General features: G+C 73.1%; 15 protein-coding genes, 1 tRNA gene and 1 pseudogene. 12 read left to right on the top strand and 5 right to left on the bottom strand.

The annotated features are described in order from the left end of the window. Window positions 1-2 precede the first annotated feature (2 nt). On the bottom strand, window positions 3-449 hold the full coding sequence (locus tag ACZ5WC_RS24895) for a GNAT family N-acetyltransferase (RefSeq protein ID WP_468542868.1): 447 nt from the start codon (window positions 447-449) through the stop codon (window positions 3-5). A 132-nt stretch (window positions 450-581) separates the two neighbouring features. On the opposite strand from ACZ5WC_RS24895, the gene ACZ5WC_RS24890 reads away from it, so the two are divergent. The 4 genes from ACZ5WC_RS24890 (at window position 582) to ACZ5WC_RS24875 (ending at window position 6,599) form a co-directional block, all read left to right on the top strand. After that, on the top strand, window positions 582-3,236 hold the full coding sequence (locus tag ACZ5WC_RS24890; protein WP_468542867.1) for an alpha/beta fold hydrolase: 2,655 nt from the start codon (window positions 582-584) through the stop codon (window positions 3,234-3,236). Continuing rightward, window positions 3,233-4,135, top strand: a complete 903-nt coding sequence (locus ACZ5WC_RS24885; RefSeq protein ID WP_468542866.1) for an ABC transporter permease — start codon at window positions 3,233-3,235, stop codon at window positions 4,133-4,135. Before ACZ5WC_RS24890 ends, ACZ5WC_RS24885 begins: the two co-directional genes overlap by 4 nt. Before the next feature lie 138 nt (window positions 4,136-4,273). Then, the gene (locus ACZ5WC_RS24880) at window positions 4,274-5,986 is read left to right on the top strand and encodes a vWA domain-containing protein (RefSeq protein WP_468542865.1); all 1,713 of its coding nucleotides are present in this window, start codon (window positions 4,274-4,276) and stop codon (window positions 5,984-5,986) included. A gap of 145 nt (window positions 5,987-6,131) precedes the next feature. Beyond that, the gene (locus ACZ5WC_RS24875) at window positions 6,132-6,599 is read left to right on the top strand and encodes an anthrone oxygenase family protein (protein ID WP_468542884.1); all 468 of its coding nucleotides are present in this window, start codon (window positions 6,132-6,134) and stop codon (window positions 6,597-6,599) included. 4 nt (window positions 6,600-6,603) lie between these two features. Here ACZ5WC_RS24875 and ACZ5WC_RS24870 read toward each other — a convergent pair whose 3' ends face one another. Together ACZ5WC_RS24870 and ACZ5WC_RS24865 are read right to left on the bottom strand one after the other, a co-directional pair. Beyond that, window positions 6,604-7,275: a GNAT family N-acetyltransferase gene (locus ACZ5WC_RS24870; RefSeq protein WP_468542864.1), complete on the bottom strand. Its 672-nt coding sequence runs from the start codon at window positions 7,273-7,275 to the stop codon at window positions 6,604-6,606. Between the two features lie 71 nt (window positions 7,276-7,346). Then, window positions 7,347-8,222, bottom strand: a complete 876-nt coding sequence (locus tag ACZ5WC_RS24865; protein WP_468542863.1) for a peptidoglycan-binding protein — start codon at window positions 8,220-8,222, stop codon at window positions 7,347-7,349. 521 nt (window positions 8,223-8,743) lie between these two features. Between ACZ5WC_RS24865 and ACZ5WC_RS24860 the strand changes: the two genes are divergently transcribed. From ACZ5WC_RS24860 to ACZ5WC_RS24835, 6 genes are all read left to right on the top strand, one after another. Beyond that, entirely contained in the window at window positions 8,744-9,979 is a 1,236-nt protein-coding gene (locus ACZ5WC_RS24860; protein ID WP_468542862.1) for a sensor histidine kinase, read from the top strand. A gap of 99 nt (window positions 9,980-10,078) precedes the next feature. After that, a complete protein-coding gene (locus tag ACZ5WC_RS24855; RefSeq protein ID WP_468542861.1) occupies window positions 10,079-10,783 on the top strand; it encodes a response regulator in 705 nt (234 codons plus the stop codon). 92 nt (window positions 10,784-10,875) lie between these two features. Further along, entirely contained in the window at window positions 10,876-11,829 is a 954-nt protein-coding gene (locus tag ACZ5WC_RS24850; protein WP_468542860.1) for an ABC transporter ATP-binding protein, read from the top strand. Next, complete coding sequence (locus ACZ5WC_RS24845) at window positions 11,826-12,581, top strand: ABC transporter permease (protein ID WP_468542859.1); 756 nt, start codon at window positions 11,826-11,828, stop codon at window positions 12,579-12,581. The genes ACZ5WC_RS24850 and ACZ5WC_RS24845 overlap by 4 nt, the downstream gene beginning before the upstream one ends. Before the next feature lie 271 nt (window positions 12,582-12,852). Then, complete coding sequence (locus ACZ5WC_RS24840) at window positions 12,853-14,907, top strand: nuclease-related domain-containing DEAD/DEAH box helicase (RefSeq protein ID WP_468542858.1); 2,055 nt, start codon at window positions 12,853-12,855, stop codon at window positions 14,905-14,907. A gap of 137 nt (window positions 14,908-15,044) precedes the next feature. Further along, window positions 15,045-15,257, top strand: coding sequence for a DUF4287 domain-containing protein (locus tag ACZ5WC_RS24835; RefSeq protein WP_468542857.1), 213 nt, complete (start codon window positions 15,045-15,047; stop codon window positions 15,255-15,257). A gap of 83 nt (window positions 15,258-15,340) precedes the next feature. On the opposite strand, the pseudogene ACZ5WC_RS24830 reads toward ACZ5WC_RS24835, so the two are convergent. After that, window positions 15,341-15,511, bottom strand: a pseudogene (locus ACZ5WC_RS24830) (sigma factor); the annotation flags it as partial. A 404-nt stretch (window positions 15,512-15,915) separates the two neighbouring features. Continuing rightward, window positions 15,916-15,988, bottom strand: a tRNA-Arg gene (locus ACZ5WC_RS24825). Window positions 15,989-16,294: 306 nt separating this feature from the next. On the opposite strand from ACZ5WC_RS24825, the gene ACZ5WC_RS24820 reads away from it, so the two are divergent. Both ACZ5WC_RS24820 and ACZ5WC_RS24815 read left to right on the top strand, forming a co-directional pair. Beyond that, window positions 16,295-17,938 carry an ATP-binding protein gene (locus tag ACZ5WC_RS24820; protein ID WP_468542856.1) on the top strand — a complete coding sequence of 548 codons (1,644 nt, stop codon included), beginning with the start codon at window positions 16,295-16,297 and terminating at the stop codon, window positions 17,936-17,938. Further along, on the top strand, window positions 17,935-19,911 hold the full coding sequence (locus ACZ5WC_RS24815) for a YfjP family GTPase (RefSeq protein ID WP_468542855.1): 1,977 nt from the start codon (window positions 17,935-17,937) through the stop codon (window positions 19,909-19,911). The genes ACZ5WC_RS24820 and ACZ5WC_RS24815 overlap by 4 nt, the downstream gene beginning before the upstream one ends. Window positions 19,912-19,945: the final 34 nt, after the last annotated feature.

The raw sequence follows: 19,945 nt of genomic DNA, 5'->3' as shown, positions 1-19,945 counted from the left end.
GGTTACGTGCCCCGCTCGCTCTGCTCCGAAGCGTCCTCCCCCGCGAACTCCCACGTCAGCATCGCGAACCCCCCGTCGTCCGCCGCCCCCGCCGACCGGTACGTCGCCAGCGCGGCCTCGTTGTCGCGCTCCACGCCGACCCACAGGTCGTAGCACCCGCGCTCCCGGGCGATGTCCACGAGCGCCCGCGTCAGGGCCGCGCCGATGCCCCGGCGGCGGAACGCCTCGTCGACGCCGAGTTCGTACAGGCACATCTCCGTGCCCTTGTCCGGGTGCAGCATCTCGATGCCAGAGACGAAGCCCGCCGGGACGCCGTCCACGTACGCGATCAGCATCAGATGGCCGTCCGCGGCGAGGAAGCGGGCGGCCCAGGTCTCGCGGGGCGGGGTGTCGAAGAGGTGGCCGGCGGCGAGGAGTTCCGTGGCCGTCGTTGCGCGGCGAATGTCCACAATGGCCTCCCGAGGCGGAAATTCCGTACCGCGTCCGGAGTACGGGGGAGGTGCACCGTACCTCTCAGGGAGGCCGCCCACCTCACCCTGGAGGCAGGTAAGCGAGTTGCGTCCGCCGACTAGGGTCGAGGGATGGAGACCCCTACTGCTCGATGGCGGCGCCTGCTGCCCCGCACCCCCGGCCGGTGGGCCGCGGCCGGCGCCGCGCTCGCCGTGCTCGTGGGCGGTGGCACCTTCAGCGCCGTCGCCGACGACGGCTCGCCCGCCGTGCAGCGCGAGGACCGGACACTGCGGATGGACGGGGTGCCGGTCGACACCTCGTACTTCTACGGAGAAGGGTCCGGCAAGCGGCCCGCCGTGCTCGTCGGGCACGGCTTCGGCGGCAGCAAGGACGACGTTCGGGCCCAGGCCGAGAAGCTGGCCGCCGACGGGTACGCGGTGCTGACCTGGTCCGCGCGCGGCTTCGGGAAGTCCGGCGGGAAGATCTCCCTCAACGACCCGGAGCACGAGGTCAGGGATGTCTCCCGGCTCATCGACTGGCTGGCCGGGCGGCCCGAGGTCGAGCTCGACGGGAAGGGCGACCCGCGGGTCGGCCTCACCGGAGCCTCCTACGGCGGGGCCGTGTCCCTGCTGGCCGCCGGGCACGACGAGCGCGTCGACGCCATCGCGCCGGTGATCACCTACTGGAACCTCGCCGACGCCCTCTTCCCCGAAGGGGTTTTCAAGAAGCTCTGGGCCGGGATCTTCATCACCACCGGCGGCGGCTGCGAGAAGTTCGAGCAGCGGCTCTGCGAGATGTACGAGCGGGTCGCCGTCAGCGGCAAGCCCGACGCCGAGGCGGTGGAACTGCTCGCCGAGCGGTCGCCGTCCGCCGTCGCCGACCGCATCAACGTTCCCTCGCTCCTCCTCCAGGGGCAGTCCGACTCCCTCTTCCCGCTCGGCCACGCCGACGCCATGCAGAAGGCCATCAGCGCCAACGGCGCGCCCGTCTCCGTCGACTGGATCTCCGGCGGGCACGACGGCGGCGACAGCGAGACGAGTCGCGTCGAGAGGCGCGTCGGGGCCTGGTTCGACCGGTATCTGAAGGAGGAGACCGGCACCGACACCGGGCCCGCCTTCCGGGTCAGCCGGACCGGAGGCATCGACTCCACCGACGGCGCCGCCCTGTTGCGCGGGGCCAGCAGCGACACCTACCCCGGGCTGCGCAGCGGCGGCCGCGAACTCGCGCTCGGCGGCGGGACGAAGACCTTCCGCAACCCGGCCGGCTCCTCGCCGCCCGCCATCTCCGCCGTGCCGGGCATCGGCGGCGGACTCGCCCAGCTCTCCTCCCTCGGCGTCGGGCTCTCGCTCGACTTCCCCGGGCAGTTCGGCCGCTTCGAGTCCGCCCCGCTCGACACCTCCGTACGCGTCACCGGCACACCGACCGTCAAGGTCAACGTGACGGCGAGCGGCGGCCGGGACGCGGTGCTCTTCGGCAAGGTGTACGACGTGTCGCCGGACGGCAGGCAGCAGGTGCTGCCCCACCAGCTCGTCGCCCCCTACCGGATCACCCCCGACCAGCAGGGCAAGCCCCTCGAACTGGCCCTGCCCGCCGTGGACCACGAATTCGACGCCGGACACCGGCTGCGGCTGGTGTTCTCCGCGACCGACCTCGGTTACGCGTCCCCGGCCGAGCCCGCCACGTACACCGTGACCGCCGACGGACCGCTGACCATCCCCACCGCGCCCGCCGTGCGGACCGCGGCCGCCGCGCTCCCGTGGTGGACCTGGGGCCTTCCCGCCGCCGCCCTCGCCATCGCGGCCGGTCTGCTGCTCACGGCCCGCCGCCGTACCGCGACGCCCGCGCCGGACCCCGAACTCGCCGACGTACCGCTCCAGATCACCGGGCTCTCGAAGAAGTACGCGAAGTCCGTCGACCGGTACGCCGTGCGCGAGCTGTCCTTCCGCGTCGAGAAGGGGCAGGTGCTCGGGCTGCTGGGGCCCAACGGCGCGGGCAAGACGACGACCCTGCGCATGCTCATGGGGCTCATCAGCCCCGACGAGGGCGAGATCCGCGTCTTCGGGCAGGCCATCCGGCCCGGGGCCCCGGTGCTGTCCCGGGTGGGGGCGTTCGTGGAGGGGGCCGGGTTCCTGCCGCACCTCTCCGGGCGCGCCAACCTCGACCTGTACTGGCAGGCCACCGGCCGCCCCGCCGAGGACGCCCGCATCGACGAGGCCCTGGAGATCGCCGGACTCGGAGACGCGCTGGCCCGTGCCGTACGGACGTACTCCCAGGGCATGCGGCAGCGGCTCGCCATCGCGCAGGCCATGCTCGGCATGCCGGACCTGCTGATCCTCGACGAGCCGACCAACGGGCTCGACCCGCCGCAGATCCGTGAGATGCGGGACGTGATGATCCGTTACGCGGCCGGGGGCCGGACCGTCATCGTCTCCAGCCACCTGCTCTCCGAGGTCGAGCAGTCCTGCACCCACCTGGTCGTCATGGACCGGGGCCGGCTCGTTCAGGCCGGTCCGGTCGCCGAGATCACCGGCTCCGGCGACATGCTCCTGGTGAGCGTGGCGGAGGAGGTGTCCGAGCCGCTGGCGGAGAAGGTCGCCGCCCTGCCCGGCATCGGCTCCGCCGTCCGCACCGACGACGGGCGCGGGCTCCTCGTCCGCCTGGACGGGGCCACCACCTCGCGGCTCGTCGCCGACCTCGTCCGGCTCGACGTCCCGGTCACCGGCGTCGGACCGCACCGCCGCCTGGAGGACGCCTTCCTCACCCTGATCTCCGGAGGAGCAGCATGAGCGCCCCCGTCCAGCCCCCCGAGTCCCGGGTGGAGACCGAGCACCCGGAGGCCGCGGGCTACCGTGCCGGGCGCACCCTCCCCCTCCGCGTCGAGGCCATGCGGCAGTTGCGCAGGCGCCGCACCCTGCTCATGGGCGGGGTGCTCGCCGCCCTCCCGTTCATCCTGATCATCGCCTTCGCGATCGGCGGCACACCGGACGGCGAGGGCGGCGGCCGGGGCGGCAACCGGATCAACCTGATGGACGTGGCGACCGAGTCGGCCGCGAACTTCGCAGCGACCGCACTGTTCGTCTCGGCCGGGTTCCTGCTGGTGATCCCGGTGGCCCTGTTCTGCGGGGACACCGTCGCCTCCGAGGCGAGCTGGTCCTCGCTGCGCTATCTGCTCGCCGCGCCGGTGCCGCGTGTGCGGCTGCTGTGGAGCAAGTTGGTCGTGGCGCTGGGCTTCAGCCTGGCCGCGATGGTGCTGCTGCCGGTCGTCGCGCTGGCGGCGGGCACGGCGGCCTACGGGTGGGGCCCGCTGAAACTGCCCACCGGGGGAGCGCTGGCGGCCGGGGACACCGTGCCGCGCCTCGCGCTCGTGGTGGCGTTCATCTTCGTCTCCCAACTGGTCACCGCCGGGCTGGCGTTCTGGCTGTCCACGAAGACGGACGCGCCGCTCGGCGCGGTCGGCGGCGCGGTCTTCCTCACCATTCTCGGCAATGTGCTCGACGCGATCACCGCGCTCGGCTCCTGGCGCGACTTCCTGCCCGCGCACTGGCAGTTCGCCTGGGCCGACGCGCTTCAGCCGCAACTGGAGTGGGGCGGCATGATCAAGGGCACGGCCGTATCAGTGACCTATGCCCTGATCCTGTTCGCGCTGGCCTTCCGCGGGTTCAGCCGTAAGGACATCGTGTCCTGAACTTGATGTTCCGCCGGTCACCCGCCCGCTGTTGCCGCATCGAGATGGTTCCGCAACGCTTTCGTCGGATCCGCCCCAGGGCCCCATACGTCACATTCACAGATGTCGAGGACATCGTGACAACGTGGGGGGCTACGAATGAACCAGGCCAGTCGGCTCGGACCGCACGGTCAGCGGCGCGGGAAGCGGGCAAGGGCAGGCGCGGGGGCAGGGAGCCGGGCTGCGGTCCGGCGGACCGGAGTTCTCGCGCTCCTGCTGGCGGGCGGCATGCTGCTCACAGCCTGCGGCGGCACGGGAGACAGCGGGGCCACCGCCGACCGCAACTCCGCCGCCCGCAAGGGGCCGGGGGCGACCGGCGGACAGCCCGCGCCCGATGCGGCCGCGCCCGCGCAGGGGGTCCGGGAGAGCGAGGAGGACGGGGCGCGGCCGGACCCGGCCGAGCCCGACTTCCTCTCCACCTTCGCCCTGGACGTGGACACCGCGAGCTACGGCTACGCGCGCCGCACCCTCGGCGACGGCAAGCTGCCCGCACCCCAGGACGTACGGCCCGAGGAGTTCGTCAACAGCTTCCGCCAGGGGTACGAACGGCCTACGGGCAACGGCTTCTCGGTGACCGTGGACGGGGCGCGCATCGACACCCTGAAGGGCGGAGGCGAGAGCGGGGGAGGAGGCGGAGGTGGTGGAACCGGAGCCTCCGGCTGGTCGCTGCTGCGGGTCGGCCTGGCCACGAAGACCGCCCCGCCGGCCAGCGAGCGGCCGCCCGCGGCGCTGACGTTCGTCGTCGACATCTCGGGCTCCATGGCCGAGGTCGGCCGCCTCGACCTGGTCAGGAAGTCCCTCACGGTCCTCACCGACGAGCTGCGCGACGACGATTCCATCTCCCTGGTCACCTTCAGCAATGAGGCCGAGACCCGGCTCCCGATGACTCGTATCAAGGACAACCGGAACCGGATCAAGGGCGTGGTGGCGGAGCTGAGGCCGGCGCAGTCCACCAACGCCGAAGCGGGCATCACCCTCGGTTACGAGGAGTCCGTCGAGGGCCACCGCGAGGGCGCCACCAACCGGGTCGTGCTGCTGTCCGACGCGCTGGCCAACACCGGTGACACCAAGGCCGAGAACATCCTGGAGAAGATCGACTCGGCCCGCCGCGAGTACGGCATCACCCTCTTCGGCGTCGGGGTCGGCAGCGACTACGGCGACGCGTTCATGGAGCAGCTCACCAACAAGGGCGACGGGAACACCACGTACGTCGGTGACGACGAGCAGGCCCGCAAGGTCTTCGTCGACCAGCTGCCCGCCCACCTCGAAATCCGGGCGCGCGACGCCAAGGCCCAGGTGGCGTTCGACCGCAAGACGGTGCGGCAGTTCCGGTTGATCGGCTACGAGAACCGCAAGGTCGCCGACGAGGACTTCCGGAACGACAGCGTGGATGGCGGCGAGGTCGGCCCCGGCCACACGGTGACCGCGCTGTATGCCGTACGCCTGCGCGCGGGCACGTCCGGCACGGTCGCCCGGGCCACCGTGCGCTGGCTCGACCCCAAGACCCGCAAGGCTCACGAGAAGACCGGCACCGTACGGACCGACGCGATCGGCGGCCCCCTGTGGGGCGGCGACACCGACCGGCTCCAAGTGGCAGCCGTGGCGGCCTACTTCGCGGACAACCTGCGCAACGGCGACCTCCCCGGGGCGCCCGGGCTCGGCGCACTGGCGTCCCGGGCGGCGGAACTGGCGGAGGCGACCGAGGACAGCTCCGTACGGAAGCTGGCCACGGCCATCGGCCAGGCGAACCGGCTCAAGGGCGGACCGGGCACGGACAAGGGACCGGAACCGGCCGAGGGCGAGATCGACTGAGCGCGTGATCGGCTGAGGGCGGGATCGACCGAGCGGGGCGGGAGCAGGAGGCGGCGGAAGAGGGAGCGGGGAGGGGGAGGGCGTCCGCGCGGAGGTGTCCGTGCAGTCATCCGGCAGATGGCTGTGCGCACCGGAGTTCCGCGTCATGATGTCCGCCATGACCTCCCTGCTCCTGGCGCTCTCCGCGATCGTCAACGGCCTCTACGCGGGCTTCATGCTGACCTTCCTGGTCGCGATCATGCCCGGCCTCGCAGAACTGACGGACGAACAGTTCACGGCTGCCATGCGCCGTTTCAATGAGAAGGTTCCCGGGCCCGTCTTCCTCGTCCTGTTCCTGGGCGTGGTCGCCCTGCCCGCCGCCGCGTTCGTCACCGGCCTGGGAGAGCACGACGAGGTGGCGGGGCCCGCCATCGTGGCCGCCCTGGTCTGCGTGGTTGCCGGCCATGGAGTGACCATCGCCGGGAACGTCCCGCTCAACAACGCCCTCGCCGCGTCCGAGGGCGGCGACGACAGTGCGGCGCGTGCGGCCTTCGAGCCCCGCTGGAACACCCTCCACCGGGTCCGCACCGCGCTCGCGCTGGCGGCGTGCGCCCTGCTGACCGCGGCTCTGTAGGGCGTCATCCCCGACCCGCCTCCGCGCGCCGGGGGTGACGGGGGCCGAGGAGCACCACGAGGGCGGCCCGGCCCGGTACGGGTGCGGCGACACGGTGCCAGCCGGCCCGCTCGTACAGCCGCAGAGCGGCCTGCGCCCGTACGGAGGTCAGCAGCCAGCAACGGCCGTCCGCCGCGGGCGCGGTCACGGCGTCCAGCAGGGTCGCACCCAGCCCCGCGCCCCGGCCTTCCGGTGCGACGGCCAGTTCGTCCACCTCCAGCGCGCCGCACAGCCACGCCCGCGTACGCTCGGGTCCGAGGGCTTCGGCGACCTGCCCGTAGCTGCGGTCGGCGGGAAAGACCTCCGGTGTCCTCCAGCCCGTGGCGAAACCGCGGACCGCGCCCCCGGGCGACGCCACCGTCCTCTTGGCCGGTGCCACTGTCCCCTCAGCCGACGCCACCCTCCCCTCGGCCGTGGTCACCGCCACATCAGCTCTCGCCTCCGCCTCCGCCTCCGCCACCGCCGCCGTGAACCCGGGCCGCCGCGCGTCCCGCGCCAGCCGCTCGGCGTAGGCGTCCGCCCCGGCCGGATCCTCGTTCCACGGCGGGCCCGCGAACGCTCGTGCGTACACGTCGCGGATGCCGTCGGCGTACCGGGGCAGTCCTTTGGCCGTGACCGTCCGTACCTCTACCGTCATCGCACCGCTCCTCGGAGGCGGACAGCCAGTCGCCGGGTCACCCGCAGGCGGGTGACCTTCGGCCTCCAGCGTCACACGTCGGGGACCTTCAGCCGGTCCCAGCTGGTCCTGCCGGGGATGCCGTCCGCGTCGCCGCCCGTGTAGCCCAGCTTGCGCTGCCAGGCGGCGTACGACCGACGGTCGGCCTCGGACCACGCCGGGCCGGGGCCCACCGTGTACCGGCCGCAGCCCTCGGCGACCAGGCGCTTTCCCATCGCTGTGATGATCGGACTGTTGCGGCCGACCTTGAAGAACGCGGCCCCCGGGTACGGCTCGTACCTCGGTCTCGGCGGTGGCTTGGAGGGGCCGTCCGGGGCGCCGCCCAGCCGCTTGCCGATTCTCGTGCGCATCGAGTTCATCGTGAACCCGCGCGGGTCGATCTTGCCCGGCTGCCACTCCAGGTGCCCGATCACCGACCGCTGCGTCCAGCCGTGGGCCCGGCAGACGGCGGCGGCGGCCCGCTCGATCGCCAGCAGCTGGGCGGCGGGCCACGGGTCCTTCCCGTCGCCGAGGTTGATGCATTCGAAGCCGTAGAAGTGCCGGTTGCCGTCGGTGTTGGCCTCGTTGTCGGGGGGCAGGGCCTTCTCCGCGATGACGGCACGCAGTACGTCGTCGTCGCCGAGTCCGGCGTGGTTGGCGCGGCCGTTGCCCACGAGGTGGACGGACCCGTCCTTGGCGATGACGCCGTGGCAGAGCGGGCCGGGCAGGGCGGAGTGGCCGTTGTAGCAGAGCTCGACGGAGGACGTGGTGCCCGAGGTGACGGTGTGATGGATCATCACCCCGTGCGTCGGACCCCAGGGGCCCTTGTGGTTGCGGTTGTTAGTACGCCAGCTCCGGTGTTCGACGACGTGGAGGCCTTCGTCGCGGAGGGCTTTGAGCAGCTTTTCGGCGGACAGCGGCGTCGCCATCGTGGCGCTCCTTTCCCAGCGGCTGCGTGGGGTCAAGCGGGGGCGTGGGTTCACACGGGGTGGTCGGTGTGCGGGCGGTCGGTGTGCGGGCGGTTCGTCGTGAGGCTGTTCGTCGTGCGTGGTTCGGTGTGCGTGGTTCGGTGTCCGCGGTCCCTTGTGCGTGCGGCGGGACCGACGGCCCCGGGGGGGAGAGGAAGAACGGGGAGTTGCGCAGGTGCGCCGGTTGATGCGGCCGTCGGGAGCGGCCTGGAGGGTGAGGGGAGGGCCACATATGGCCTACCTGATGATTTGCCCGCTTCCGAACCCTGCCGAACGTCCCGTCCGGCGGAAGGTTGCGCCGCCTCCCGAACTCCCGTCCGAGCAGGTCCGAACGCCTGCCCGGGAGCATGCTGCGGCGGGGGTTGTGCCGTACCGCCGGAGCGACGCGCCCCGGGTACTCCCGCGCCCGCTGCCGTACTCCCGCTGCCGTACTCCCTCTGTCGTATGCGGCCGGGCGCAGCGCCTCCTACCGTGAGGGGGTGATGACCTTCGACCGCCTGGCCGCCCGCGCGCGGGCCCTGCCGCCGCTCGCCGCGGATCTGCTGGTGGCGGCGGTGGTCGGGGTGTTCACGGCGGCTGACGCGGCGGTCAACGAGCCCGGCTACCGCCAGGCCGACGCGCTGACCTGGGCGCTGCTCGCGGTCTCGCTGGCGGCACTCGTCTGCCGCCGCCGTTGGCCCGTTCCGGTGGCCTGTGTGACCGGGGCGGCCTGCGCCGGGTGGGCACTGTACGGGCACATCGGGGAGCTGCTGAACCTCCCGGTGATCGTGGCCCTGTACACGGTCGCGCTGCTGGGCGACCGGCGGCGCACCCTGTGGACGGCGGTCGTCGCCTCGCTCGCCTCCGGTGCGGTCGCGCTGGCGGTGGGACGGGACGTGGTGAACCCGCAGGGCCTGCCCGTCCTGGAGATGGTCTGGCCGCTCGTCCCGCTGTTGCTGGGTGAGGTGGTACGGACCCGCCGGGAACTGCTCGCCGAGTACGCGGCACGGGCCGTCCGGGCCGAGGAGGACCGCGAGCGGGAGGCGGCCCGCCGGGTCCGGGAGGAACGGGCGCGGGTCGCCCGGGAGGTCCACGACATCCTCGCGCACACCGTGAGCGCGATGACCGTCCAGGCCGGGGTGGCCCTCGACGCGCTGGACACGGCCCCTGAGGTGTCCCGGCGCGCGATGACCCAGGTGCGCGCTTCCGGCAAGGAAGCCGTACGGGAGCTGCGCGCCACCCTCTCCGTCCTGCGCGAGGAGGAGTCCACGGCCCCCGCGCCCCGCCTGGCCCAGCTGGACGAGCTGGCGGCGGGGGTCGAGGCGGGTGGGGTACGGGTCAGCCTGCGCCGGGACACGGGGGGCGCCGGGGTTCCGGCAGTCGTCGAGGCCATCGCGTACCGCATCGTGCAGGAGGCGCTGACCAACGTGGTGCGCCACTCCGCGGCCACCCACGCCGCGGTGTCGGTGACCCGCACCGGCCCCCGGCTGCGCGTGGAGGTCGTGGACGACGGCCCGCCGGTCCCGCCGCCTCCGGACCGGCCCGGAGCCCGGGCCGCCGACCAGGGCTTCGGCCTGATCGGGATGCGGGAGCGGGCGGTCTCGGTGGGCGGCAGTGTGACGTACGGTCCGGACCCGGGCGGCGGGTTCCGCGTTCACGCCGAACTTCCGGCGGAGCTCCCGGAGGAACACCCGGCGGAACTTCCGGCTGAGCTCCCGGCCGAAGGGGGCACTCCGTGAACACCACTCCTGGAGCGACCGGTGAGCACGACCTCCGGCGCGACCCCGTGGGCATGACCTCCGGAGCGACCCCATGAGCACGACCTCCGGAGCGACCTCATGACCGAGCGGCCGGACGGTACATCCGCGAGCGCGACGACGGTCCGCGTGGTCCTCGCCGACGACCAGACCGTCGTACGGGCCGGATTCCGGGCCCTCCTCGACCTCACCGACGACCTGATCGTCGTCGCGGAGGCGGCCGACGGCGCCCAGGCCGTCGAGGTGGTCCGGATGACCCGCCCGGACGTCGTGCTGATGGACATCCGGATGCCGGGCGTCGACGGACTGGAGGCCACCCGCCGGATCGCGCGGGACCGCTCCCTCGACCACGTCCGCGTGGTCATGCTCACCACGTACCAGGTGGACGCGTACGTCTTCGAGGCCCTGCGCCACGGTGCCGCGGGCTTTCTGCTCAAGGACATCGAGCCGGACGACCTGCGCGCCGCCATCCGCACGGTCGCCGCGGGCCGGAGCCTGCTCGCCCCGGCCGTCACCCGTCAGGTGATCGAGGAGTTCGCCCGGCTGAAGGCCCCCGAGGCGGCGGGCGCCGAACGGCTCGCGGTCCTCACCGACCGGGAGCGCGAGGTGATGGCGCTCGTCGCCGCCGGACTGACCAACGAGGAGATCGGCAAGGAGCTGATCATGAGTCCGCTGACAGCGAAGACCCACGTCAGCCGGACCATGACCAAGCTCGGAGCCCGCGACCGGGCCCAGCTGGTGGTCCTCGCCTACGAAACGGGCCTGGTCAGAGCCGGAGACCGCTGACCGCACGCCGACACGGCCGTACTCCGGCGGGAGTAGGAGGCGGCTCCCGCCGGAGGATTCGCCCCCGGCCCCCCGCTCGTAGCGTCGGCGGCATGATCGAAGCAACGGAACTCACCAAACGCTATGGCGACCGGACCGCCGTCGACCGCCTGTCGTTCACCGTCCGGCCCGGCAGGGTGACCGGCTTCCTCGGCCCGAACGGCGCCGGGAAGTCGACCACCATGCGCCTGATCCTCGGCCTCGACTCCGCGAGCGCGGGGCGCGTCACCGTGGGCGGGAAGGCGTACGGGGACCTGCCCCGCCCGCTGCGCGCCGTCGGCTCGCTGCTCGACGCCAAGGGCGTCCACGGCGGCCGCTCCGCCTACCACCACCTGGCCGGACTCGCGGCGAGCAACGGCATCCCGCGCCGCCGCGTCGAGGAGGTGCTCGACCTGGTCGGCCTGCCGGTCGCAACGGCCCGCAAACGCACCAAGGGCTTCTCGCTCGGCATGGGCCAGCGGCTCGGCATCGCGGCCGCGCTGATCGGCGACCCGGAGGTGCTGATCCTCGACGAACCGGTCAACGGCCTCGACACCGAGGGCATCCGCTGGGTCCGGGAGCTGATGAAGTCGCTGGCGGCGGAGGGCCGCACGGTCTTCCTCTCCAGCCACCTCATGAGCGAGATGGAGCTCACGGCCGACCACCTCATCGTGATCGGACAGGGCCGGCTCCTCGCCGACACCACGATGCGCGACTTCATCGAGACCAACTCCCGCGCCCACACGCTCGTACGGTCCCCCGAACCGGAGAAGCTCCGGGCCCTGCTGGCAGCGGCCGGAGCGGGCGTCCGGCTCGACGCCCGGGGCGGCTGGCGGGTCGACGGACCCGACGCCGCGACCATCGGCGACCTGGCCCGCGACCACGGGATCGCCGTCCACGAACTCACGCCCGCACACTCCTCGCTGGAGGAGGTCTACACGGCGCTGTCGCAGCCCTCGGTGGAGTACCGGGCCTACCGGGCCGAGGACAGGACCCCCTCGGCGAGCCGGAAGGAGACAGTCCGATGACGACAGCCGCCCCCGGGGCCCAGGCCCTGGCCTACGAATGGATCAAGTTCCGCAGCGTGCGCTCCACGGTGTGGACGACGGTGGTCGCCGCCGCACTTCCCGTCGTGGGCGCGGTGTTCGTCGCCGCCACCGGCAGCCTGCAACCCGACGACACCGTCCTCGGCGGCAGCCTCACGCTCTCGGTCGTCGCCCAGATGCTGGCGGCGGTGGTGGGTGCGCTGGTGGTCACCGGGGAGTACAGCAGCGGCACGATCCGTACGACGTTCGCCGCCGTCCCCCGCCGGGGCACCGTCCTCGCGGCCAAGGCGACCCTGGTGGCGGGCGTGATGTACGTCCTCGCCCTGCTCTCCTGCTCCCTCGCCTACCTCGTCGGGGACGCGCTGCTGCCGCAGGGCCGCTACGCGCAGGGCGAGCCGCTGCCCGCCCTGTTCGGCATCGCCGCCTCCTTCGCGGTGGCCGCCGTGCTGGGCCTGGCCGTCGGCACCCTCGTACGCCACTCCGCCGGGGCGGTCACCACGGTGATCGGCCTGCTGCTCCTGCCGTCCCTGTTCGGCCCCCTCTTCGGCGACGCCGAGCGCTGGGTGGCCGGAGTCTCCCCGACGGCCGCCCTGGAGAAGCTCACCCAGACCTCCGAGGCCACCGCCGACGCCGTGGGCAGCCTCGGCCCCTGGCCCTCCCTGCTCCTGGTGGCCGTCTGCACGGCCGCCGTCGCGTCGGCCGCCCTGCTGCTCCTGAGGCGGCGGGACGCGTGAGACACCAGGGAGTCCCCCAGGGGGCGGGGGCGTGGAGCGGTCAAACGAGGAACCGGACTCCCCTGCGGGCGAGGTGTCCAGCGACGCGGATGCCGGGCCGCTCCTTCCGGCGCTCGCGGCCACGCTGTTCGTCAAGCCCCGGAAAGCGACGCGCCCTGCCGCCCCGTCGCTGACCGTCCTATGATCACTACGGGGTGTACGAGGGGGGCTGGGTATGGGGGCAGGCGGGTCGGCTTCGCGACGGGCCCAGGAGGCGTGGCGCCAGGAGCGGTTGCTGCGTGAACAGTGGCAGGCGGCCCGGCGCCAGGCACGCCAGTGGGAGGCGGGGAGCGAGGGCGAACGCCTGGTCGCCGCTCAGCTGCTGGTGCTCACGGAGCGCGGCTGGCGTCTGCTCGTGGACCGGCGGTGGCCGGGGACGCGTACCGCCAACGTGGACATGCTGCTGGTGGGGCCCGGCGGGGTCTTCGTGATCGACGTCAAGAACTGGCGGTCCGCCCCCGAGGTCCTGGACGGCAAGCTCCGGGCGGGCGGCGAGTCGCGCGACGAGCACGCCACCAAGCTCCTGGCGGTGACGAAGGCCGCCGAGGGCGCGGTCGCCTCGCTCGGACTGTCCCCGGTGGCGGTCCAGCCGATCATGGTCTTCGCGGGCCGCCGGGTCGACGCGGAGCTCGGCCGTGTCCGGCTCCTGGGGGAGCACGAGGTCGGCCCCGCCCTCCTGTCCGAACGCTCCCGACTGCGTAAGGAATCGGTCCGGGCGATCGCCGACCATCTGGAGCGTGTCTTCCCCGACTACGAGGGATCGGAGGTCGCCCAGACGGCCCCGCCGCCTCCCGCCGCGCTTCCTCGCCAGGCCGATGCGCGCCAGCAGTCCGAACCCGAGGGGCTGTTCGACCTCTCCGGTCTGCGGGACGCGGCGCTGGAAGAGGCGATGCGGGCCCCGATCGAGCAGTGGATGACGTTCCTCCACCCCGACCAGGTCGCGCTGGTACGCCGCAACTGGTCGGGCCCGGCGCGCATCAGCGGTCCGGCGGGCACGGGCAAGACCGTTGTGGGCCTGCACCGCGCGGCCCACCTGGCCCGGCGTACCAGCGGCCGGATTCTGTTCGTCACGTTCGCCAACAACCTGCCCCGGGTCCAGGGCACCTTCTTGCGGACCATGTCCCCGGCGGTCGCCGACCGCGTGGACTTCCGCGGTCTGCACGCGTGGGCGCACGAGTTCCTCCAGGAGCGCGGCGTCCAGGTCCGGCTGCACAAGGACAAGGCCGAGACCGCCTTCAGCCTCGCCTGGACGCGTGTCGGGCGCGGCAGCCGCCTCGCCGAGATCGACCCGGCACCGGGCTACTGGCGCGAGGAGATCGACCACGTCATCAAGGGCCGTGGCATCACCGGCTTCGAGGAGTACGCGACCGTGGCCCGGCGCCGCCGCAGGGCGATTCTGCGCAGGCCACACCGGCAGGCCGTGTGGGAGCTGTACAAGACGTACGAGTCGCTGCGCGCCGAACGCGGTGTGCACGACTTCAACGACGTCCTCTCCCTCGCCCTGACCGAGGCGACGCGGCACACGGGGGAGCCGCCCTACTCGGCCGTGATAGTCGACGAGGTCCAAGACCTCACCCTCGTCGGGGTGCGCCTGCTGCACGCCCTGGCCGGCGATGCCCCCAACGGCCTCCTCCTGGTGGGCGACGGCCAACAGGCCGTCTACCCGGGCGGGTTCCGCCTCGCCGACGCCGGCATCGACATCCGGGGCGACCGCGGCCAGGTCCTGCGCACCAACTACCGCAACAGCAAGGAGATCCTCGACACGGCACTCGCGGTGGTAGCCGATGTCGCGTTCGACGACATCGACGGCCTGCGCACACCGGGCCGCCGGGACGTCGATCTCACGTACCACGACGGCCAGGTGGTGCGGGTCACCGAGCCGACGGTGACCGAACACGACCGGGCGCTCCTCGACGCGCTGCACGCCCTGCCCGACGGCGCGCGGGCCGATGCCGCCGTGCTGTGCCCCTCCGTGCGGGCCATCGGCCACTACCAACGGCTGCTCACCCAGGCGGAGATCCCGGTGTGCCTGCTGGAGCACTACGACGGCCGCCCCGTCGACGCGGTCAAGCTGGGCACCTATCGCAGGGCCAAGGGCCTGGAGTTCAAGCGTGTGTACCTGCCGCAGCACACTGCCGCCCTGCCGAACGCGTCGCTGTCCGGCGACGCCCACGCGGCGGAGGCGGCCGAAACGGCACGGGAGCGTGAAGAGCTGCTGCGCAGCCAGCTGTTCGTGGCGATGACCCGGGCGCGTGACGTGCTGTGGCTGGGCGGCGTGGCTTCCTAGGGGCTGTGCCGTACTCTCCGGCGGACAGCCCTTAGGCCTGACGGTCGGCGCGGTCGTCGTGATCAGCCAGACCATCCCGATCGTCCGGACCGAAACCGGATCGTCCGGACAGAACCGGACAGAAAGCGAGGCATCTCATGGCCGACGCGGTGAAGGGTCCTGCCAGCTACTTCCCCTCCATTGAGAAGAAGTACGGCCGTCCGGTCACGGAGTGGCAGGAGCTCATTCGCACCTCCCCCCTCGCCAAGCACATGGAGCTCGTGAACTGGCTCAAGTCCGAGCACGGACTGGGGCACGGCCACGCGAACGCCCTCGTCGCCCACACCCTCGCCGAGGATTCCGGCGCGTAGCCAGGGGAGGATGCCGGGGGCGGCGTCCTCGCCCGGACGGTCCGGCAGGCCGAAGAGCGGAAAGAGGCGCTCGGCGGCACGGTGGGCAGCGCCCGGCGCCTGCCGGAGGCGAGGGCGTCCAGGCAGACGTTCGTGGCGATGCGGTACGCCCACGACCGCGGCGACGAGCGGCCTTCGAACCGGTCGGCGTTCCGCCAGACCCGGACCAGCGTCTCCCGCACGGAGCCCTCGGCCTCGGCGTACGACCCCGGCATCCGGCAGGCGTACCCGGTCAGCTCTCGCTGTACACCTCACCGGTAGCAGTGCCGGTCAGCTCTCGCCTGTACTCCTCAAGCCGGTCCATCGCACTGCCGCCACGTCGTTCCGCACGCGATCCCCTTCGGCTCCGAGCCGGGCGAGCCTGAGCCCGGCCACCGCAGCGACAGAGCCTCAGCGGACGGCCCGAACTGCGGGCCGCTTCCGGGCCGATCGGCCGACGAAACTCGCCGTCGGCCGGTTCCAGGCCGAACCTCGCCACCAGCCGGTTTCAGCGGGGCATTGCAATTTCAGCGGGACATTCCAAGCCGCCTCGGCGTCGCTTCCCGGCTTCCCGACCGGGTCGTCGGAAACAGCCCTGACCAGCAGAAAAGACCCTCTCGAAAGAGGGTCTTGGATCGTGCGCCCCCGGCAGGACTCGAACCTGCGGCCAAGTGCTTAGAAGGCACCTGCTCTATCCACTGAGCTACGGGGGCCGGGAGTCCTGATCGGTGGTTCCGTGGCCGTGCCGGGACAAGGATAGGGCTCCGATCCCCTGGACCCGGTTGCTTCACCTGCGTGGCACGATGTGGAGGTTCGGTGAAGCGAACCGATAATCGCAGGTGGGTGCGATTCCTGCACCGGTTTTCGCCCCCCGCGCGCCGGGTGTTGTGCACTCGTTATGCCCCTGCCCCACTCGTCCCCTCTGTCCGGACTCTGTCCGGAGGGTGGAACCGCCGCGCAGAGGGGGCTATAAGCTTCAAAAAGGCTCTAAAATTGGGCATTCTTCGCATGTGGTGACCATGGACGTACGGCCTCAGCTCATCGACGCACTTTCCGCCCTGCGCGACCGTGTCGCCGCTGTGCGTCTTCCACTGCCCCTGCCGGGGGCCGAACGCGCCCGGCAGACCAGGGTCGAACTCCTCGCCCAGCTCGACGACTACCTGCTCCCACGCCTCAAGGACCCCGAGGCGCCGCTGCTCGCCGTGATCGGCGGCTCCACCGGGGCCGGGAAGTCCACGCTGGTGAACTCGCTGGTGGGGTGCCGGGTCAGTGAGGCCGGGGTGCTGCGGCCCACGACACGGACCCCGGTGCTGGTCTGCCACCCCGACGACCACCACTGGTTCGCCGGGGTACGCGTGCTGCCGCAGCTCACCCGGATCTGGCTGCCGCCGGGGCAGACGCCCGACCCCGACGGGCTCGACGACCTCGGGGCGCGCGGTGAGCACGGGGAGACCGCGCTCCGGGTGGAGACCGCCGTCAGCCTGCCCCGCGGGCTCGCGATCCTGGACGCCCCCGACATCGACTCGCTCGTCGTCCGCAACCGGGTCCTCGCCGCCGAGCTGATCTGCGCCGCCGACGTCTGGGTGATGGTCACCACCGCCTCGCGCTACGCCGACGCCGTGCCCTGGCACCTGCTGCGTACCGCGAAGGAGTACGACGCGGCCCTCATCACCGTCCTCGACCGGGTGCCCCACCAGGTGATCGCCGAGGTGTCCCGGCAGTACGCGGCGCTGCTGACCCGGGCCGGACTCGGGGACGTACCCCGGTTCACCATCCCCGAACTGCCCGAGTCCGCGGGCGGCGGCAGCGGACTGCTCCCCACCACCGCCGTCGCCCCGCTGCGCGCCTGGCTCACCCACCGCGCCCAGGACCCCGCGGCCCGGCAGCAGGCGGTGGGGCGCACCGCGTCCGGAGTCATCGAGTCGCTGAACGTACGGATGCCCGAGCTGGCCGCCGCCGTCGCCGCCCAGTACGCCGCCTCCGTACGGCTGACCGGGGTGGTCGAGGACGCGTACGGCAAGGAGGCCGCACGGATCAGGCGACGCCTCCAGAGCGGGGCGGTGCTCTCCGGGGACGCGCGGACCCGGTGGCGCGGCTACCCGCTCTACAGCGCGCCCGAGGAACTCCTCGAAGCGCTCGTCGACAGCCTGGTGGCCCTCCTCCAGTGCTCCGTCTCCGCCGCCGACGAACAGATCCGCACCCAGTGGCGTCGCGAGCCCGCCGGGGCCCTGTTCCGGTTCGACGGCGCCGGACGGGACGCCGGGGGATGGGGGCCCGCCGAGGACGTCGAGGGGCGGATCGCCGTCGCCGTACGCAGGTGGCGGCGGGTCCTGGAGGAGCTGGCCGACGAGGAGGTGCGCCAGCTGGACCGCAGCGTGGCGCCCGACCCCGAGACCGTCGCCGCCCTCCTCGCGGCCGCCCTCCTCGGCGGCCGACGGGCCCGTACGGCGGGGGAGCAGCTCGCCGAACGCATCGGCGCCCAGGGTGCGCTGAGGCTCCGTGACAAGGGCGGTGAGCTGCTGACCGGCTATATCGACCAGGTGCTCGGCGGTGAACGCGACCGCCGCCTCGCCCCGCTCGACACCCTCGACGTCGCCCCCGAACCCCAGGCCGAACTGATCGCCGCGCTTTCCGTACTGCAGAAGGAGAGGTGGCAGCGATGACCGCCGTCACGGACGAGGACCACGACAACGGCACGGCGAAGGCCCGCCCGCGGAAGGACGGTGGCCGCGAGGACGGGCCCGCGCCGGGGCCCGACGGCGAGCGCACCGGCCGGCGCTGGGACGACGGACTCATCGCCCGCCGGGCCGCCGCTGCCGAGGCCCGCCGGGGCGGGGAGCCCGGGCCCGGAGTCCCGGACGAGGACGACGTACGGCCACAGGTCGAGGCGTACGTTCCCTCGGGCGGACCGCTGCCCGCCCGCCTGGACGCCCTGCGCGAACTCGTCGGGCTCTCCCGGGCCCGGCTCGACCGGGACACCCTCGCCGAGGCGGGACGGGTGCTGGACGAGGCCGCGGCCCGGCAGCGGCTCTCCTCCCGGCACACCGTCGTCGCCGTCGCGGGCGCCACCGGCAGCGGGAAGTCCACCCTGTTCAACGCGCTGGCCGGGGCCCAGATCTCCGACACCGGGCTGCGCCGCCCCACCACCTCCCAGCCCATCGCGTGCAGCTGGACCGACGGGGCCGCCGGACTGCTGGACCGCCTCGCCATCCCGGGGCGGCTGCGGCGCAGGCCCCACCCCGGGCCCGTCGCGTTCGACGAGGTGCTCCAAGGGCTCGTCCTGGTCGACCTTCCCGACCACGACTCGGCGGCCACCGAACACCGTGAACAGGTGGACCGGGTCCTGGCCCTGGTCGACGCGGTGATCTGGGTCGTCGACCCGGAGAAGTACGCCGACGCCGCCCTGCACGAACGCTATCTGCGCCCGCTCGCCGGACACGCCGAGGTCACCTTCGTCGTCCTCAACCAGATCGACCGGCTGCCCGGCGAGGCCGCCGACCTCGTCCTCGACGATCTGCGCCGCCTCCTCGACGAGGACGGCATCGCCCTCGGCGAGCACGGCGAACCCGGCGCCACCGTCATGTCCCTGTCCGCGCTCACCGGTGACGGGGTGCCCGAACTGCGCGAGATGGTCGGCCGGTTCGTCCAGGACCGCACCGCCGCCACCCGCCGCCTCTCCGCCGACGTCGACGCGGCGGCGGCGCGGCTGCGCCCCGTGTACGTGGCGGAGGGGCGGCCGGGTCTTGGCGAACGGGCCCGGGAGGAGTTCACCGACCGGCTGGCCGAGGCCGTCGGGGCGGCGGCCGCCGGGCAGGCCGCCGAGCGGGAATGGCGCAGGAACGCGGGCCGTGCCTGCGGGACGCCGTGGCTGCGGCTGTGGCGCTGGTACGAGTCCCGGGGCCTGCCCGGCAGCCTGGACCGGATGGGCCAGGCGCTCACCCCGCCCGAGGAGGAACTGACGGCCCGGCAGCGGGTCGAACAGGCGGTCCGGATCGTCGCGGACGACGCCGCCGACGGGCTGCCCGGACCCTGGGCGCAGGCGGTGCGGGAAGCCGCGTTCAGCGGGGCGAAGGGGCTGCCCGAAGCGCTGGACGAGCTGGCCGTGAAGGCGGGGGCGCCCGGTGCGGGCGGGCGGGGCGGCGGTGCCGGGCGGAGCTCCGGAGCCACCGGGCGGGGCGGCGGCTCCGGCCGGGATGATCAGCCCGGGAGCGACGGTGCCGAGGGGCGGGGCCGCAGGGGCGGCCACCCGGTCGGCGGGCGCCCGGCCAAGCCGCCCCGGCCCAAGTGGTGGCCCGCCGCGGTGCTGGCCCAGGTGTCGATGACGCTGATCCAGATCTTCGGCGGTCTGTGGCTGGTCGGCCAGATCATCGGCGTCCTGGAGCCGGGGCTCGTCACCCCCGCGCTCATCATGCTGGCCGGAGTCGTCGGCGGGCCGCTGGTGGAGTGGTCCTGCGCGGCGGCCATCCGGGGACCGGCCCGGCGCTACGGGCAGGACGCGGAGCGACGGCTGCGCGAGGCCGCGGCCGCGTGCGGCCGGGCGAGGGTCCTGGACCCGGTCGCCGCCGAGCTGGTGCGCTACCGGGAGGTGCGCGAGCGGTACGTGACGGTGGCGGAGTTTTCCACAACCGGCCGGTAGTCCACAGGCCCCGGCGCGATTCCCTTCCGGCGTC

Source organism: Streptomyces sp. NPDC033165, from assembly GCF_055577965.1.
This window is presented reverse-complemented; position numbering and strand designations above follow the sequence as displayed.

Coding starts and splice junctions, on each gene's coding strand:
- ACZ5WC_RS24890 (WP_468542867.1), top strand. CDS start 582: ATGGAGACCCCTACTGCTCGATGGCGGCGCCTGCTGCCCCGCACCCCC.
- ACZ5WC_RS24885 (WP_468542866.1), top strand. CDS start 3,233: ATGAGCGCCCCCGTCCAGCCCCCCGAGTCCCGGGTGGAGACCGAGCAC.
- ACZ5WC_RS24880 (WP_468542865.1), top strand. CDS start 4,274: ATGAACCAGGCCAGTCGGCTCGGACCGCACGGTCAGCGGCGCGGGAAG.
- ACZ5WC_RS24875 (WP_468542884.1), top strand. CDS start 6,132: ATGATGTCCGCCATGACCTCCCTGCTCCTGGCGCTCTCCGCGATCGTC.
- ACZ5WC_RS24870 (WP_468542864.1), bottom strand. CDS start 7,275: ATGACGGTAGAGGTACGGACGGTCACGGCCAAAGGACTGCCCCGGTAC.
- ACZ5WC_RS24865 (WP_468542863.1), bottom strand. CDS start 8,222: ATGGCGACGCCGCTGTCCGCCGAAAAGCTGCTCAAAGCCCTCCGCGAC.
- ACZ5WC_RS24860 (WP_468542862.1), top strand. CDS start 8,744: ATGACCTTCGACCGCCTGGCCGCCCGCGCGCGGGCCCTGCCGCCGCTC.
- ACZ5WC_RS24855 (WP_468542861.1), top strand. CDS start 10,079: ATGACCGAGCGGCCGGACGGTACATCCGCGAGCGCGACGACGGTCCGC.
- ACZ5WC_RS24850 (WP_468542860.1), top strand. CDS start 10,876: ATGATCGAAGCAACGGAACTCACCAAACGCTATGGCGACCGGACCGCC.
- ACZ5WC_RS24845 (WP_468542859.1), top strand. CDS start 11,826: ATGACGACAGCCGCCCCCGGGGCCCAGGCCCTGGCCTACGAATGGATC.
- ACZ5WC_RS24835 (WP_468542857.1), top strand. CDS start 15,045: ATGGCCGACGCGGTGAAGGGTCCTGCCAGCTACTTCCCCTCCATTGAG.
- ACZ5WC_RS24820 (WP_468542856.1), top strand. CDS start 16,295: ATGGACGTACGGCCTCAGCTCATCGACGCACTTTCCGCCCTGCGCGAC.
- ACZ5WC_RS24815 (WP_468542855.1), top strand. CDS start 17,935: ATGACCGCCGTCACGGACGAGGACCACGACAACGGCACGGCGAAGGCC.